Raw genomic sequence first — 14,729 nt, 5'->3', positions numbered from 1 at the left:
ATGTCTATTTAGAATATGATAAAGAGCCAGAAGACCAGTATGGACGAAAATTAGCCTATGTTTGGTTAGATAAAAAGACAATGTTTAATGAAGAATTAGTGAAAAAAGGCTTGGCTCGTGAAAAATATTTTGCGCCTAATGGCAAATATAGAAATGTCTTTGAGCAAGCTGAACACCAAGCTAAACAAGATAAATTAAATATTTGGAGTTAGATTATCTACTAAGTGGAAAATCATAGCATCATTTTGAAACGTCATCATAAATTCCCTTTGTATAAACAAGGTGTACTGAAATATGTATTAATTATTTTAAATGAAACACAAAAAACGAGTTATAAAACAACAACTTTAAACTGTTGTGATTATAACTCGTTTTTATATTAATTAATGAAAACGTTCGACTAATTTATCATATTGCTCTTTAGTAATGGACTCGCTTGCATTGCTAAGTGTATCACCGATGACATCTTTTAATGAAGATTTAGAAGAAACTGTTTCCGTATAATCTTCTCTTACATTAGGTCCATCTATAATATTTACACTTCCATCTGTAAAGTAAACTAAACCAATATTTTTAATATGATGATTTAATTTCTCTGCAATTCTAGCTTCTAATTCCTTTGTATTCTTTGCAGTTTGTTCAAAAGGATCATAACTATAAAAGTCATAAATTACAGAATTATTTTTTACACGCTCTATAAAAGTGTATGAACCTGTGCGTGTCGTGTTAAATTGACTGTGATATTGTTGTGCAATATAGCGTCCAACAGTTTGATGTACTGAGGATTCATTATTAGTTGAAATCTCTGTTTCAGAATCAATATCAAAGTGATAAAACGTTTTTTGTTTCCAGTTTTTCACATTAATGTTGAACACGCCTTTGTCAGTAATCACGATATAATCAAATGCTCTCGCATATTCGAATAAAGGGTGTTTAACAGCAAGATTACCAGTTGCGATAATATCATAGGCTTTGATAGTACCGGCTGTTTTGTATTGTTCAAGAATATCTTTCAAGTTTTGTTTTGCCTTTCTTAAGCCATGGTGGTTCGAATCATTATTACCGTCAAAGTGCAACATTTGATTTTTTAACTGAGTATTTTCACGAGTAACAGAACTAATTTTAGTTACCAATTGTTCTTTAGAATACTTTTCAGTTTCTAATTTTTGTTGCATATTTTTTTGATTTATAATCATCACAATAATGAGCAAAATAACAATTACAAGTAAAATGAATGTTAGTAGCATGATTATCATCCTAATCTTTATTAATATTTGAAATTACAGTTTATTTTACTCTTTTATACACTGTTGTACAAATTCGACCTGTTAAACTGTAGCTATATATAGATTATATTCGTATTAACAGTTGTTTATCAATGGTATTCATGGATTTAACTTAAATTAAACGATAATTTAATGGAGAATTTATAAAATGAATGTCTTTTTGTAGTATTTTAACTATTATTACATGATTTTATATGATTTGTAATTGAATTTAAGTAGTTTCGCATAGCAGCATTTGGTTTAAGCAATGAATAGAAATATATAGTTTATAGTTTTTGAAGCATATATTATTTTTGGAAGGCCTAGTTCGATGTTTAAATAGTATAATAGTATGTTTTAGCAGTTGCTAAAATATGCAATAATTGAAAGGGAATGTAACATATAGTACAAAAATATATTTAATGAGAGGTTCAACGCATTTCTGGATAAATAGTACTGAATTTTAATAAGCGTTTAGTTTACACATAGTTGTATAAATAGATATAATACAGTATGTGTGAAATTATTAATTTTGGGGGATTATTTTTTGAGTGCATTGAAAAGCTATCTAAACGAACTAGTTGAACGTATAAATCATAACGATATAATTGCGTTTGATAATCATCCCGTATCATTTAAAATAATAGACCAATTATATGTTTCTAATAAAAAAATATCAGTTATTACTTATTCAACTGATATTATCAAATATGTATCTAAATATACGGATTTTAATATTATATTACCGAATGGTACTGTTAATAGTGCTTTTCATATCATTACAGGATCAGATGTTATTGATTCTTATTCAAAATATAAAATTAATTATTACTTTCTACGTGTTCCTTATATTTATGAAGAAGGTTTATATCAAGATATATTAGAAATTGCTGAATTACAACGTGTACTTAAGCAAAATAGTGAGTATAGTTTTGTTATTAATAGACCACAATTTTTAGATCATACGCCTGGGCATCGCTATATAAAAATTGGTCAATTTTAAAAACATATATGAGTTTATTATATTTGAAGTAGAATGCATTGAAAAATAACTGGACAAATTATATAATGTATTCCAATGGAAACGCTTACTTCAAGAGGAGGTGCCTGTTTGGACAAACACGTAAAAGCATTGGTAAGCCAAATAAATAGTAAAGTTGGCAATTTAATTAAATATAACGGAGAAGTTGCAAAGCAGCTTTTTATGAGAGATGAATTCAACCTATGCTGTAAGGTAGATATCAGTGTTGAAAGAAAGTATTTGGCAGAAGTGTTAAAGCATATCCCAGAAACTTACACTGTTAAGTTATATGATGACCATACATCGACAACGAATTATACTGAAATAGAGTTCGCGGAGGTAACGCATGCCAACATTTATAAAGCAGATGATTTAATTATGACTGTGATTGTATATGATGTTGAAAATGACGAATGGATGTTTAGATGGAATCATAATATTAGGCTACCTGAAAAAAATATCTACTTCCATTCAATTAAATGGGATGTCGATTACATTAAACCGGAAATTGTCTTAATGTATGAATTATTGGATCCAATAGATTACCAACAAATTCCTAACTATAAAAGTGTAATAGATTCTTTAAGCTATTATCAATTTGTAATGTTGAGATTAGTAGTTGGTGATGAACGTATCAACCAAGCTCTAATTTCAGAGAAATCAGCAATGTAAAACCCACAAATCACAAGTAGGTCAACGTAACAGTTGAACAAAGTGATTTGTGGGTTTGTTTTTTATACCTTTAGATATTCGCCATTATAGCAGTACTCATATGTTGACTTTACTGCTTTTTCAGCATCAGCAACATCGATTCCAAACATAATTGAAATTTCAGAAGCACCTTGGTTCATCATTTTTAAGTTTATATTTGCTTCAGCAAGTGCATGTGTAATTGTATTAGCAGTACCTACAATACGATGCATGCCTTCGCCTACAATCATAAGAATAGCAAGATTGTGTTCGACATTTAATTCATCGACATCACATTTTTCTCTAATATCATTTAATACTTGTTCTTCTCTGTTTTGTATCTCTTTTGAGCGCATAATAATACTAATACTATCAATTCCAGAAGGCATGTGGTCAAATGAAATGCCATAATCTTCAAGCACGCCTAATATTTTTCGAGTGAAGCCGATTTGTCTGTTCATTAAATATTTCTTGATATTTAACACTGTAAAGTCTTTGTCACAACTAATGCCACTGACAATATTAGAAGAATTAATTTCTCGGTCATGACGAATATAAGTACCTGTATCATCTGGACGATTTGTGTTTTTAATTACCACTGGTATGCGGTCTTTGTGTAACGGTTGTAATGCTTCATCGTGGAACACACCAAATCCTGCATAGGATAATTCACGCATTTCACGGTAAGTAATCTCATCAATCACTTCTGGATTTTTTACTATTGTTGGATTAGCTCTAAAAATACCTGAAACATCTGTGAAGTTTTCATATAAGTCAGCACGAACACCACGAGCAACGATTGCACCAGTGATATCAGATCCACCACGTGGGAAGGTCACAACATAACCTTGACGAGAAATACCAAAGAAACCTGGTACAATTAATTTTTCATCGTATTCTCTAAGGCTATAGAGTGCTTCATAAGATTGATCTAAAATTTGAGCATTCTGAGGTAAATCTGTGACAGTAATACCCGCTTCACCAGGTGATACATAACGTGTTGGTATACCTTGGCTATTGTTATACTCAGCTATGAGCTGGGCATTAAAGTTCTCACCACATGAAAGTAACGCATCTAATAAACGAGCAGGTTTTTCCTTTAATGTGGCAATATATGTTTCTAAAGTTTCATCAATTGTTGATAACAGTGAATCTGTCATTTCAAGTTCTAAAATAATATCAGCATAACGTTGAATAATTTCTTCTTTCTTTGCTTGATAATCTAATCCGGCAATAACCTTTTCGTAAAGTCGAATTAGTAAATCTGTTGTTTTTACATCGTCTGCATGTCTTTTTCCGGGTGCTGAAACGACGATAATCTTTCTGTCTGAGTCAGAGTTTACTATATTTAATACTTTCTTTATTTGTTCTGCATTTGAAACAGAACTTCCTCCAAATTTCGCTACTTTCATAATGAGCTACAACCTTTCTAAAAAATCAGAAAATTTTGTTTAGTTTTTATCACGAGAGTGATAGTATAGATATACGGTTTTTATTTTCAACCTTTACAAAAATAATGAATGAATTTATACTATACCATATTCTAGTATTTTTCAACTGTACAATTGTATTTTTTGAATGAACAATCGGAGGAATGAAATGATGAAGGAATTAAATGTAGCCCTGCTCGGTTTAGGTACTGTAGGTTCAGGTGTAGTGAAAATAATTGAAGAAAATAGAGAACAAATTAAAGAAACAATGGACAAAGATATCAACATTAGACATATCTTAGTTCGAGATAAATCTAGATCGAGACCCATTAACGTATCGAATTATCATCTAACAGAAGATGTAGATGAAATTTTAAATGATGACTCTATAGACATTATCGTTGAGGTTATGGGTGGCGTTGAACCGACAGTAGATTGGTTAAAACGTGCATTAAGTCAGAAAAAGCATGTTATTACTGCCAATAAAGACTTATTAGCTGTGCATTTAAATGTGTTAGAAGATTTAGCACAAGAAAATGACGTAGCATTAAAATATGAAGCAAGTGTTGCAGGTGGTATTCCAATCGTTAATGCGATTAATAATGGTTTGAATGCGAATAATATAACTAAATTTATGGGTATTTTAAATGGAACATCTAACTTTATTTTAAGTAAGATGACGCGTGAGAATACATCGTTTGAAGATGCGTTGGATGAAGCGCAAAGATTAGGGTTTGCCGAAGCAGATCCTACAGATGACGTGGAAGGTGTAGATGCCGCAAGAAAGGTAGTCATTACTTCTTATTTAACTTTTAACCAAGTGATTAATTTATCAGATGTTGATAGACACGGTATTAGCGATGTTGAGCTTGCTGATATTAAGGCAGCAGAAGCACTAGGTTATAAGATTAAATTAATTGGTAAAGGTACTTATGAGCAAGGGAAAGTTAATGCTTCAGTAGCACCAACACTTATTAGTACTGCACACCAATTATCTGCAGTTGAAGATGAATTCAACGCAATTTATGTTATTGGTGATGCTGTTGGAGAGACGATGTTTTATGGTAAGGGAGCTGGTAGTTTAGCAACTGGAAGTGCAGTTGTGAGTGACTTGCTAAACGTTACCTTGCATTTTGAGTCTAATCTGCATACATTACCACCACATTTTGAATTGAAAACGGAACAAACGAAAGAATTAATGGATAGCGATGATACAGTATCGTTTAAAGAAAAAGAAAGTTATTATGTTGTCATTCAGACAGATGGTGAGGAACCGAGTAAGGTTGAAGCTTTAATTAAAGCGGAGTTACCTTTCCATAAATCATTAGCCGTTACTGAAAGAGATGCCAGAACGGTTGGTTTGATTGTAGTAGGCTTAGATGAGTCTCCTGAATCGGCAATTACAGAGGCAGGATATGTTGTAAATAAAATTTATCCAGTAGAAGGGGTTTAATAGAAATGGAAAAATGGCAAGGTTTAGTGAAGGAATTTGAAGCGTTTTTACCTGTAAATGAAAATACACCACAATTAACTTTAAATGAAGGACATACACCTTTAATTTATTGTGAAAATTTATCTGAAATGTTAGGCATTGAATTACATGTAAAATACGAAGGAGCTAATCCAACGGGCTCTTTTAAAGACAGAGGTATGGTAATGGCGATGGCCAAAGCTAAAGAAGAAGGTAAGAAAATTGTTATCTGTGCGTCGACAGGTAATACTTCTGCATCTGCTGCAGCATATGCTGCTCGTGCAGGGTTGAAGGCAATTGTCGTCATACCTGAAGGTAAAATTGCGCTTGGTAAATTATCTCAAGCCGTGATGTATGGTGCTGAAATTGTTTCTATCGAAGGTAACTTTGATGAAGCATTAGAGATTGTTAAGGAAGTAGCGGAAAACGGTGAAATTGCCTTAGTAAACTCTGTAAATCCATATAGAATCGAAGGTCAAAAAACAAGCGCCTTTGAAGTCATTCAACAATTAGGAGGAGAAGCTCCTGATATCTTGTCCATTCCTGTTGGTAATGCAGGTAATATTACAGCATATTGGAAAGGGTTCAAAGAGTATCACGATAAAAATCAAACACAATTACCTCATATGTTTGGATTCCAAGCTGAAGGTGCATCACCAATTGTACAGAACAAAGTAGTTAAGAATCCAGATACAGTAGCTACGGCTATTAGAATTGGTAACCCAGCAAGCTGGGACAAAGCTAATAATGCTTTAAGTGAATCAGATGGTCTTATTGATAGCGTCACAGATGAAGAAATTTTAGAAGCATATCAATTGATGGCAAGTAAAGAAGGTGTCTTTAGTGAACCGGCAAGTAATGCATCTATAGCAGGTTTGATAAAATTACATCGTGCTGGCAAGTTACCACAAGGTAAAAAGGTGGTTGCTGTATTAACTGGTAATGGTTTGAAAGATCCAGACACTGCAATTTCATTATTGGATAATCCAATCAAACCGTTGCCTAACGATAGAGAAAGCATCTTAGATTATATCAAAGGAGCGCTCTAACATGAGTGACATGTTGCATTTGAAAATACCGGCATCTACAGCTAATTTAGGTGTCGGTTTTGATTCTATAGGTATGGCATTAAATAAATTTTTATATTTAGATGTAAAAAAGAACGACAGCGATGTGTGGACGTTTAATCACGTCGGACCAAATGTAGAAGATTTGCCAACAGACAATAGACATTATATTTATCAAATTGCTCAAAGAGTTGCACGTAAATATGATGTTAAATTGCCTGGTTTAGATATAGAAATGCGAAGCGAAATCCCCTTAGCAAGAGGTTTAGGGAGTTCTGCATCAGCATTAGTTGGCGCATTATATATTGCTAATTATTTTGGTGATATTGAATTATCAAAATATGAATTACTACAATTAGCTACTGAAATCGAAGGTCATCCTGATAATGTGGCACCAACAATCTATGGAGGCTTGGTATTAGGTTACTTTAATCCTGAGACAAAGGTGACAGATGTATCATATATTGATCCGCCACGTGTGGATATCATTATTACGATTCCATCTTATGAACTACGTACGGATGATTCAAGAAATACATTACCGGAAACATTTTCACATAAAAAGGCAGTTCAAAATAGTGCGATTAGTAACACGATGATTAGTGCATTGATCCAACATAACTATGAGTTGGCAGGTAAAATGATGGAACAAGATGGTTTTCATGAACCATTCAGACAGCATTTAATTCCTGAATTTAATGAAATTAAAACAATTGCAAAACAACATAACGCTTATGCGACTGTAATCAGTGGTGCAGGTCCAACCGTGTTAACATTAGTTGCTCCAGAACGGAGTGGTGAACTCGTTAGAGAACTTAAAGGAACATTTATGGATTGTCGATCGGAGTTAGTGACAATTAATGAAAGTGGAGTTGTGTCGAAAATTCTGTACCAACGCCGTTAAATTATTGTAGTATAATGTTAAGGTGTTGAAAGGAGATACAAACATGAGTAAATATAAGATGATTGTTATGGACATGGATGACACTTTAATGAATCCAGATAATGAGGTTAGTCCAGAAACTGAACGTTATTTAATTGACATTCAGCAGCAAGGATATCATGTTGTTTTGGCTTCAGGACGTCCTACAGAAGGGATGCTACCTGTTGCAAAGCAACTCAAGTTAGATCAATATGATAGTTATGTAATAAGCTATAATGGTGGTAAGACAATTGCTGTTAAAGATGAACACGTTGAAGTGAGTAAGAGTGTATCTAAGGCAGATTTCGATGCAATTGTTGATTTCTGTAGAGAACATAAATTGTTTGTTTTAACGTATCATGATGGATTTATCATATATGAAGGTGACCACGAATATATGAATATAGAGTCTGAATTGACAGGTTTACCGATGAAGCGGGTCGATGATATCAAAGCATATATTCAAGCTGATGTACCTAAAGTAATGGGTGTAGATTATGTTCCGAATATCACAAGTTTAAACATTGAATTAGCTGGTCATTTTAATGAGGAAGTAGACGTAACAACGAGTAAGCCGTACTTTTTAGAATTTATGGCTAGAGATGTTTCCAAAGGAAATGCATTAGCTGCATTTTGTAAAAAGCTCAATATTGACTTGTCGGAAGTTATTGCATTTGGTGATAGTTCAAATGATATTTCAATGCTTAACGTCGTCGGGCATGCAGTAGCAATGGGTAATGCTAATGAAGCAGTTAAAGCAGTTGCTGACGAAATCACTTTAAGTAATGGCGAGGATGGTATTCCTCACGCTTTAAAAGCATTGCTTGATTCTTGATTAGATTGATATATATAATACAAAAGTGTCTATGACATAAATACCTAGCACTAAGCCCATCAAAGATTTTTGGTCTTTGATGGGCTTGTAATTTATATCAATATTGCGTATTGTTATTGCTCGCTTACCTAGGGGGATGATGTGTCGAGCCTTGGTCTCGACACTCACCCTAAACCCTTAGGTGTCTCGCAAACAATACGAAGTTCATATATATGTTATTACTACAAAAAATAAGACACTTACTTATAATTTAATAAATTCCACTAAACTAAATTAATATAGCAGGCTTATCTATAAAAATTAAAACATGCCTCAGTATACGCTACAAATGGATTGATCAAGTCACTTTTTATTAATTTCTGAACACAGCTGATAACTCAATATTTATTGATGATACTAAGATAGAAGCAAATGCAAATATAAAAAACTATCAGAGTAAGTTAACTCTGATAGATAATTTCTGAAGTGAAAGAATTATTTTGCTGTATGTGTCCACTCGTGTTTGCCTCTATGCCTTTTAACATGTGCATACACATTATCCGCAGCATAATCTAAATTTGTATATACTGTGATAGAGAATGCAGATTGATTATCCTCAAACGATTCTTCTAAAAAGACATCTTTAAGATGTTCAAAAAGACTTTCCATTTGTGAATGTTCTAAGCTACCATACTCTCTTAAAGTTCGTTTAAGCAATTGATTATTCTTTTCTTCAAGTGATTGCACAACAATAACGAAACGCTCTTCAGTTTCTAAAATATCATCAAATAAATTTGTTTGCCCAATCATAGTTTTCACCTCAATATAACCAATATTGTTAATTGTATTATACTATACTTTTTAAGTACTGAAAATATTCAACTCTTATGTGTTAATCATTGATAATTTAAAGATTTAACATTGAATTTATAGTTAGTCGACTAAAAAATATAAATGTAGTAGTGATTTTTTCAACAGTTACTCTGATATAAAAATCAAGTATAGTTTTGGGAGTGGTGAAGCTATTATGCTTCTAATTGCATGATAGCTCCAAAATGTTGTTGGCAAGTTGTAAAAGTAATAAATGCAATTAGTTCACTAATTTCTTTGTCTGTTAATGTACTTTGTAATACTTTGATTACTTGTTTTGGTATATTGGTTCCTGATTTTATATAAACATCTGTAAATCCAATGCATATAAGTGATTTTTGATCAGAAAACTGGAGATTGGGTTTTCCTTTTGATTTGCAATAGTTGCAACCATGATTTTGTGCTAACATCTTTCTTAATTCTTCTTTTAAATTTTGTGATAGCTGTTCACTACCTGACAAAGTATTACTAAGGTTATTCCATTGATTCAATAGTGATAAATTATGTCCTAGTAGCTTTTGAAAAGGGGTATCACCAAAATTAGATTCTTTTATAATAGTCATTTTAAGCCTCCTTGATTTGATAGGCTTATTTTATATTATTATATTTATTGATTGTATGACTTATTTATTGTATATATTAATAATATCCATAAAAATTAAGGAGATTTCACTATGGACTTAACAAATGTAAAAATATTACAAATTTTGAAAAATGATAGTAAAACTTCGTTGAATAAAATAAGTAATGATGTTAATTTATCAACACCTTCTGTACGAGAACGAATTATTAAATTGAAAGACTTAGGCATCATTAATAAATATACTATCGACATTAACTATACTTTACTTGGATTCGAAATCGATGTTTTTATAGATATTATTATTAAGAATAATTTATATAGTGATTTTAAGAAGTATATTTCTGATCAATCAAATGTTGAATTCTGTTACAGAATATCAGGGGAAAGTTGCTTTTTATTTAAGGCACATTTTAAGACAATGAAAGATGTAGAAGCTTTTATAGATAAACTACAATATTTCGGTCATACGAAAACGCATTTTGTTTTTTCTAAAATAGTTTGAAAGTAATTTATTATGGTTTTTCTTTAATAAAATTGCTTTGAATTTTATATTAGTAAATAAATATTAAGAATACTAAAAATAGCGATGAAGCTGTCTATACGAATAGATGGCTTCATCGCTATTACATTTTACAGTTATTTGTTGAATTGACAAATACAATTAATGTTCTTTAGTTGTATTTAATTCAACGTCTTCTAGTTTTACTATTTTTGTTTTTCTAATTACTTTATGTGATAAATAAACAATTGCTAGAATAATGATTGGTGCAATGTTTCGTATAACAGAGCCATAATCGCCTGCCATTAAAGCGCCGAAGGAATTTCCGAAAAATAGGAATAGCAATGCAATTATTACAATGATTGGCCCTAATGGATATAACGCTGCTTTATATGGTAATACATCTTCTGCACGTTTGTTTTGTTTTTTTATTGCAGAACGTAATCTGATTTGAGCGACAATACTTGATGCCCAAATTACGATAACTAATGAACCGATGATATTGAGCAGTGAGAAGACAATATCCGATTTAAATTGCGCTAATACAATTACTACTAATACGATAACAAATGTTGTACAAATAGAAATAATAGGTAGTTTCGTCGTTTTGTTTAATTTTGCAAAAAACTTCGGTGCTTGTTTATCTTCTGCCATTGAAAATAACATACGACTTGTTGTATATATTCCAGAATTTGCAGCAGACAGTAACGATGTTAGGATAACTGCATTGATCACAGATGCAGCAAAAGCAATACCTACACGATCAAATACTATTGTGAATGGACTTTGAGTCACAGATTCATGTTTGTTTAATAGTAGAGGATCGCTGTAAGGAATAATTGCGGCAATAACAGCAATAGATAAAACGTAAAATAGCAATATTCTCCAGAATACTTGTCTAATAGCTTTTGGCATTGACTTATGCGGATTCGATGATTCACCTGCAGTTACAGCTACCATCTCAGTACCACCAACTGAAAAACCAGCGATGAGTAACACGGCTAAGAAACCTGAAATGCCACCAACAAATGGTGCTTCACCTGTTGTATAATGTTCAAACCCATAATATTTACCACCTAAAATGCCAAATATTGTTAGTACACCTATTACTATAAAGATGATAATTGTAAGTACTTTAATTAAAGATAACCAAAATTCTGTTTCACCAAATGCTTTTACTGTAAAAATATTCAGTATAAAAAGTAAGCAAAGAAACAAAATACTCCAAGTAACAGGGCTGAAAAAGTGAAATACTTCCCAATAATCTAATACGCTTGATGCAATAATGATGTCAACACTCGTTACTAATACCCACATCACCCAATATAACCATCCCATTGTAAAGCCGAGGGAACTGTCTACAAATCGTGTAGCGTAAGAACTAAATGATCCTGATACAGGATAAAATGTAGCTAGTTCTCCGATTGAAGACATTAAGAAATAGAGCATGACACCAATGATTAAATAAGCTAGAATCGCGCCGCCTGGACCAGCTTGTGATACAACATTACCTGTAGCGACAAAGAGTCCAGTGCCAATCGCACCACCTATTGCAATCATTGAAATATGTCGAGAGTTGAGACCACGTTTCATATTGTTTTGTCCCATATTAAAATCTCCTATAATCTATAAAAATTTATATACCTTACATTTTAATGCTTTTAATGACTACAATCAATGCATTTTTTGAGAGTTGAAGCAATAAAATTTTAAATATTCAGAAATATTTCATATTATAAGAAGTAACATAATTGCTTTTCGTATGTGTATACTTTAAAATTAGTGCTAGATAATAATTATTATTATTTACTATTTGTGAGGGGGAAACATTATGAGCAATAAAAGAAATTTAACTAGTCTTTTTGGTGCACCGGTTTCAGATAGAGAAAATAGTATGACTGCTGGACCTCGAGGACCATTGTTGATGCAAGATTGGTATTTTTTAGAACAAATGGCTCATTTTGACAGAGAAGTAATTCCGGAACGACGAATGCATGCTAAAGGTTCTGGTGCGTTTGGTACTTTTACAGTAACAAATGATATTACGCAATATACATCTGCTAGTATTTTTTCAGAAGTAGGCAAGCAAACAGAGATGTTCGCGCGTTTTTCAACTGTTGCAGGGGAACGTGGCGCAGCGGATGCTGAAAGGGATATTCGAGGATTTGCGTTAAAATTTTACACAGATGAAGGTAACTGGGACTTAGTAGGTAACAACACACCGGTATTCTTCTTTAGAGATCCTAAATTATTTGCGAGCTTAAATCATGCTGTAAAAAGAGATCCAAGAACAAATATGCGTAGTGCGCAAAATAACTGGGATTTCTGGACATCATTACCTGAAGCGTTACATCAAGTAACAATTTTAATGACTGACCGTGGTATTCCTAACGGCTATAGACATATGCATGGCTTCGGTTCACATACGTATTCAATGTATAATGATAAAGGGGAACGTGTGTGGGTTAAATTCCACCATAGAACGCAACAAGGTATTGAAAACTTACAACCAGATGAAGCGGCGAAAATCATTGCTGATGATAGAGAATCATCTCAACGTGACTTGTTTGAAGCAATTGAAAACAAAAACTTCCCAAAATGGAAAATGTATATTCAAGTAATGACTGAAGAGCAAGCGAAAAATCATAAAGATAATCCTTTTGATTTAACAAAAGTATGGTATAAAGGTGATTATCCACTTATAGAAGTTGGTGAGTTTGAGTTAAATCGTAACCCAGATAATTACTTCCAAGATGTAGAACAAGCAGCATTTGCACCGACAAATATTGTTCCTGGTATAGATTTTTCTCCAGATAAAATGTTACAAGGTCGTATATTCTCGTATGGTGATGCTCAACGTTATAGACTTGGCGTCAATCACTGGCAAATACCAGTAAACCAACCAAAAGGTGTTGGAGTTGAAAATATTTGCCCATTCAGCCGAGATGGCCAAATGCGTATCTTAGATAATAACCAAGGTGGAGGAACACACTATTATCCTAATAGTGATGGAAGTTTTGAGGATCAACCTGAATTTAAAAAGCCTGGCCTAGAAGTCGAAGGCGAAGCTTATGAATATAATTATCGCGAAGATGATGATAATTACTTCGAACAACCAGGTAGATTGTTTAGATTACAATCAAAAGAGCAACAACAACGCATTTTTGAAAATACTGCCAATGAAATGCAAGGTACAACATTAGAAGTTCAACACCGTCATATCCGTCATTGCTACAAAGCTGATACAGAGTATGGTAAAGGTGTAGCGAATGCGTTAGGTATTGATATTAATGATGTTGATTTAGAAGTGGCAGACTAGTTTGCTACTATATAAACTAAAAAGAAGTCACGCATATTTGATATGTGTGACTTCTTTTTTAATTTGTCGTATTTAAAAAAGTAATTTTAACAACAGAATGTTATTTAGTTTCGCGGTGTACAGTATATTTATTTAATCTTGGGCTGTATTTTTTAAGTTCAATACGCTCTGGATTCGTACGTTTGTTTTTAGTGGTGATATAGTTACGATCTCCACATTCTGTACAAGCTAAAGTAATATTTACGCGCAAAATAAACACCTCTTTCTTAATAGGAATTGTTACGTTTTAAAATTTTAGCATACATTTATGACGATTTCAAATTTAATGTTGTTAAAAATAACTACATTAACTATAGAAGATATACGATATGATGTCATATCTCCAACTTTAAAGATAATTTTTTTCAACAAAAATAAAATAAATGATTTGCGTAAATAAAAGAATATGTTACGATATAAAACGTAATGATTACGATTTAAAGAGAAAGGTAGAGATAAAATGGCAAAAAAATCTAAAATAGCTAAAGAACAAAAGAGAGAAGAACTTGTAAATAAATATTTTGAGTTAAGAAAAGAGTTGAAAGCGAAAGGTGACTATGAAGCATTGCGTAAATTACCTAGAGATAGTTCACCGACGCGTTTAACAAGACGTTGTAAAGTGACAGGTCGACCAAGAGGCGTTTATAGAAAATTTGAAATGTCTCGTATTGCATTTAGAGAGCATGCATATAAAGGTCAAATACCTGGTGTGAAGAAATCAAGTTGGTAATTTTCAAAC

16 protein-coding genes are annotated in these 14,729 nt (G+C 32.4%); 10 read left to right on the top strand and 6 right to left on the bottom strand.

The window, feature by feature from the left end; genetic code table 11:
• Positions 1–212: thermonuclease family protein (locus tag ACF91D_RS24395; protein WP_392437849.1), on the top strand; the 212-nt coding region annotated here is incomplete at its 5' end.
• A 171-nt stretch (positions 213–383) separates the two neighbouring features.
• On the opposite strand, the gene ACF91D_RS24390 is transcribed toward ACF91D_RS24395, so the two are convergent.
• Positions 384–1,247: a hypothetical protein gene (locus tag ACF91D_RS24390; RefSeq protein WP_107589426.1), complete on the bottom strand. Its 864-nt coding sequence runs from the start codon at positions 1,245–1,247 to the stop codon at positions 384–386.
• Between the two features lie 565 nt (positions 1,248–1,812).
• Here ACF91D_RS24390 and ACF91D_RS24385 point away from each other — a divergent pair.
• Both ACF91D_RS24385 and ACF91D_RS24380 read left to right on the top strand, forming a co-directional pair.
• Entirely contained in the window at positions 1,813–2,268 is a 456-nt protein-coding gene (locus ACF91D_RS24385) for a sugar phosphate isomerase family (protein WP_119625377.1), read from the top strand.
• 75 nt (positions 2,269–2,343) lie between these two features.
• Positions 2,344–2,958, top strand: coding sequence for a hypothetical protein (locus ACF91D_RS24380; RefSeq protein ID WP_042738796.1), 615 nt, complete (start codon positions 2,344–2,346; stop codon positions 2,956–2,958).
• Positions 2,959–3,020: 62 nt separating this feature from the next.
• On the opposite strand, the gene ACF91D_RS24375 is transcribed toward ACF91D_RS24380, so the two are convergent.
• Positions 3,021–4,388, bottom strand: coding sequence for an aspartate kinase (locus tag ACF91D_RS24375; protein WP_042738795.1), 1,368 nt, complete (start codon positions 4,386–4,388; stop codon positions 3,021–3,023).
• A gap of 190 nt (positions 4,389–4,578) precedes the next feature.
• Here ACF91D_RS24375 and ACF91D_RS24370 point away from each other — a divergent pair, with 190 nt between their 5' ends.
• Genes ACF91D_RS24370 through ACF91D_RS24355 form a run of 4 tightly spaced genes read left to right on the top strand, consistent with a single transcriptional unit; the run spans position 4,579 to position 8,701 of the window.
• Positions 4,579–5,859, top strand: coding sequence for a homoserine dehydrogenase (locus tag ACF91D_RS24370; protein WP_042739031.1), 1,281 nt, complete (start codon positions 4,579–4,581; stop codon positions 5,857–5,859).
• 5 nt (positions 5,860–5,864) lie between these two features.
• On the top strand, positions 5,865–6,926 hold the full coding sequence (thrC, locus tag ACF91D_RS24365) for a threonine synthase (RefSeq protein WP_042738794.1): 1,062 nt from the start codon (positions 5,865–5,867) through the stop codon (positions 6,924–6,926).
• Between the two features lies 1 nt (position 6,927).
• The gene (gene thrB, locus ACF91D_RS24360; RefSeq protein ID WP_107527417.1) at positions 6,928–7,848 is read left to right on the top strand and encodes a homoserine kinase; all 921 of its coding nucleotides are present in this window, start codon (positions 6,928–6,930) and stop codon (positions 7,846–7,848) included.
• Between the two features lie 43 nt (positions 7,849–7,891).
• The gene (locus ACF91D_RS24355) at positions 7,892–8,701 is read left to right on the top strand and encodes a Cof-type HAD-IIB family hydrolase (protein WP_232161375.1); all 810 of its coding nucleotides are present in this window, start codon (positions 7,892–7,894) and stop codon (positions 8,699–8,701) included.
• Positions 8,702–9,175: 474 nt separating this feature from the next.
• On the opposite strand, the gene ACF91D_RS24350 is transcribed toward ACF91D_RS24355, so the two are convergent.
• Both ACF91D_RS24350 and ACF91D_RS24345 read right to left on the bottom strand, forming a co-directional pair.
• The gene (locus tag ACF91D_RS24350) at positions 9,176–9,490 is read right to left on the bottom strand and encodes a hypothetical protein (RefSeq protein ID WP_042738791.1); all 315 of its coding nucleotides are present in this window, start codon (positions 9,488–9,490) and stop codon (positions 9,176–9,178) included.
• A gap of 215 nt (positions 9,491–9,705) precedes the next feature.
• Positions 9,706–10,113, bottom strand: coding sequence for an alkylhydroperoxidase (locus ACF91D_RS24345; protein ID WP_042738790.1), 408 nt, complete (start codon positions 10,111–10,113; stop codon positions 9,706–9,708).
• Between the two features lie 111 nt (positions 10,114–10,224).
• Here ACF91D_RS24345 and ACF91D_RS24340 point away from each other — a divergent pair, with 111 nt between their 5' ends.
• Complete coding sequence (locus ACF91D_RS24340; protein ID WP_107527419.1) at positions 10,225–10,635, top strand: Lrp/AsnC family transcriptional regulator; 411 nt, start codon at positions 10,225–10,227, stop codon at positions 10,633–10,635.
• A 159-nt stretch (positions 10,636–10,794) separates the two neighbouring features.
• Here the strand turns inward: ACF91D_RS24340 and ACF91D_RS24335 are convergent, their stop codons facing one another.
• Entirely contained in the window at positions 10,795–12,240 is a 1,446-nt protein-coding gene (locus ACF91D_RS24335; RefSeq protein ID WP_107527420.1) for an amino acid permease, read from the bottom strand.
• 223 nt (positions 12,241–12,463) lie between these two features.
• Between ACF91D_RS24335 and ACF91D_RS24330 the strand changes: the two genes are divergently transcribed.
• A complete protein-coding gene (locus ACF91D_RS24330; RefSeq protein WP_042738787.1) occupies positions 12,464–13,951 on the top strand; it encodes a catalase in 1,488 nt (495 codons plus the stop codon).
• A 100-nt stretch (positions 13,952–14,051) separates the two neighbouring features.
• Here ACF91D_RS24330 and rpmG read toward each other — a convergent pair whose 3' ends face one another.
• Complete coding sequence (rpmG, locus tag ACF91D_RS24325) at positions 14,052–14,201, bottom strand: 50S ribosomal protein L33 (RefSeq protein WP_042738786.1); 150 nt, start codon at positions 14,199–14,201, stop codon at positions 14,052–14,054.
• 249 nt (positions 14,202–14,450) lie between these two features.
• Here rpmG and rpsN point away from each other — a divergent pair, with 249 nt between their 5' ends.
• Positions 14,451–14,720 carry a 30S ribosomal protein S14 gene (gene rpsN / locus ACF91D_RS24320; protein WP_107513222.1) on the top strand — a complete coding sequence of 90 codons (270 nt, stop codon included), beginning with the start codon at positions 14,451–14,453 and terminating at the stop codon, positions 14,718–14,720.
• Positions 14,721–14,729 lie beyond the last annotated feature (9 nt).

This window comes from Staphylococcus sp. 231237_7MaSpsaltlick (genome assembly GCF_043107035.1).
This window is presented reverse-complemented; position numbering and strand designations above follow the sequence as displayed.

Bases quoted from the DNA above. Each gene is read 5' to 3' on its own strand.
- ACF91D_RS24390 (WP_107589426.1), bottom strand. From the start codon at position 1,247: ATGCTACTAACATTCATTTTACTTGTAATTGTTATTTTGCTCATTATT.
- ACF91D_RS24380 (WP_042738796.1), top strand. From the start codon at position 2,344: ATGGAAACGCTTACTTCAAGAGGAGGTGCCTGTTTGGACAAACACGTA.
- ACF91D_RS24375 (WP_042738795.1), bottom strand. From the start codon at position 4,388: ATGAAAGTAGCGAAATTTGGAGGAAGTTCTGTTTCAAATGCAGAACAA.
- ACF91D_RS24370 (WP_042739031.1), top strand. From the start codon at position 4,579: ATGAAGGAATTAAATGTAGCCCTGCTCGGTTTAGGTACTGTAGGTTCA.
- thrC (WP_042738794.1), top strand. From the start codon at position 5,865: ATGGAAAAATGGCAAGGTTTAGTGAAGGAATTTGAAGCGTTTTTACCT.
- thrB (WP_107527417.1), top strand. From the start codon at position 6,928: ATGAGTGACATGTTGCATTTGAAAATACCGGCATCTACAGCTAATTTA.
- ACF91D_RS24355 (WP_232161375.1), top strand. From the start codon at position 7,892: ATGAGTAAATATAAGATGATTGTTATGGACATGGATGACACTTTAATG.
- ACF91D_RS24350 (WP_042738791.1), bottom strand. From the start codon at position 9,490: ATGATTGGGCAAACAAATTTATTTGATGATATTTTAGAAACTGAAGAG.
- ACF91D_RS24345 (WP_042738790.1), bottom strand. From the start codon at position 10,113: ATGACTATTATAAAAGAATCTAATTTTGGTGATACCCCTTTTCAAAAG.
- ACF91D_RS24340 (WP_107527419.1), top strand. From the start codon at position 10,225: ATGGACTTAACAAATGTAAAAATATTACAAATTTTGAAAAATGATAGT.
- ACF91D_RS24335 (WP_107527420.1), bottom strand. From the start codon at position 12,240: ATGGGACAAAACAATATGAAACGTGGTCTCAACTCTCGACATATTTCA.
- ACF91D_RS24330 (WP_042738787.1), top strand. From the start codon at position 12,464: ATGAGCAATAAAAGAAATTTAACTAGTCTTTTTGGTGCACCGGTTTCA.
- rpsN (WP_107513222.1), top strand. From the start codon at position 14,451: ATGGCAAAAAAATCTAAAATAGCTAAAGAACAAAAGAGAGAAGAACTT.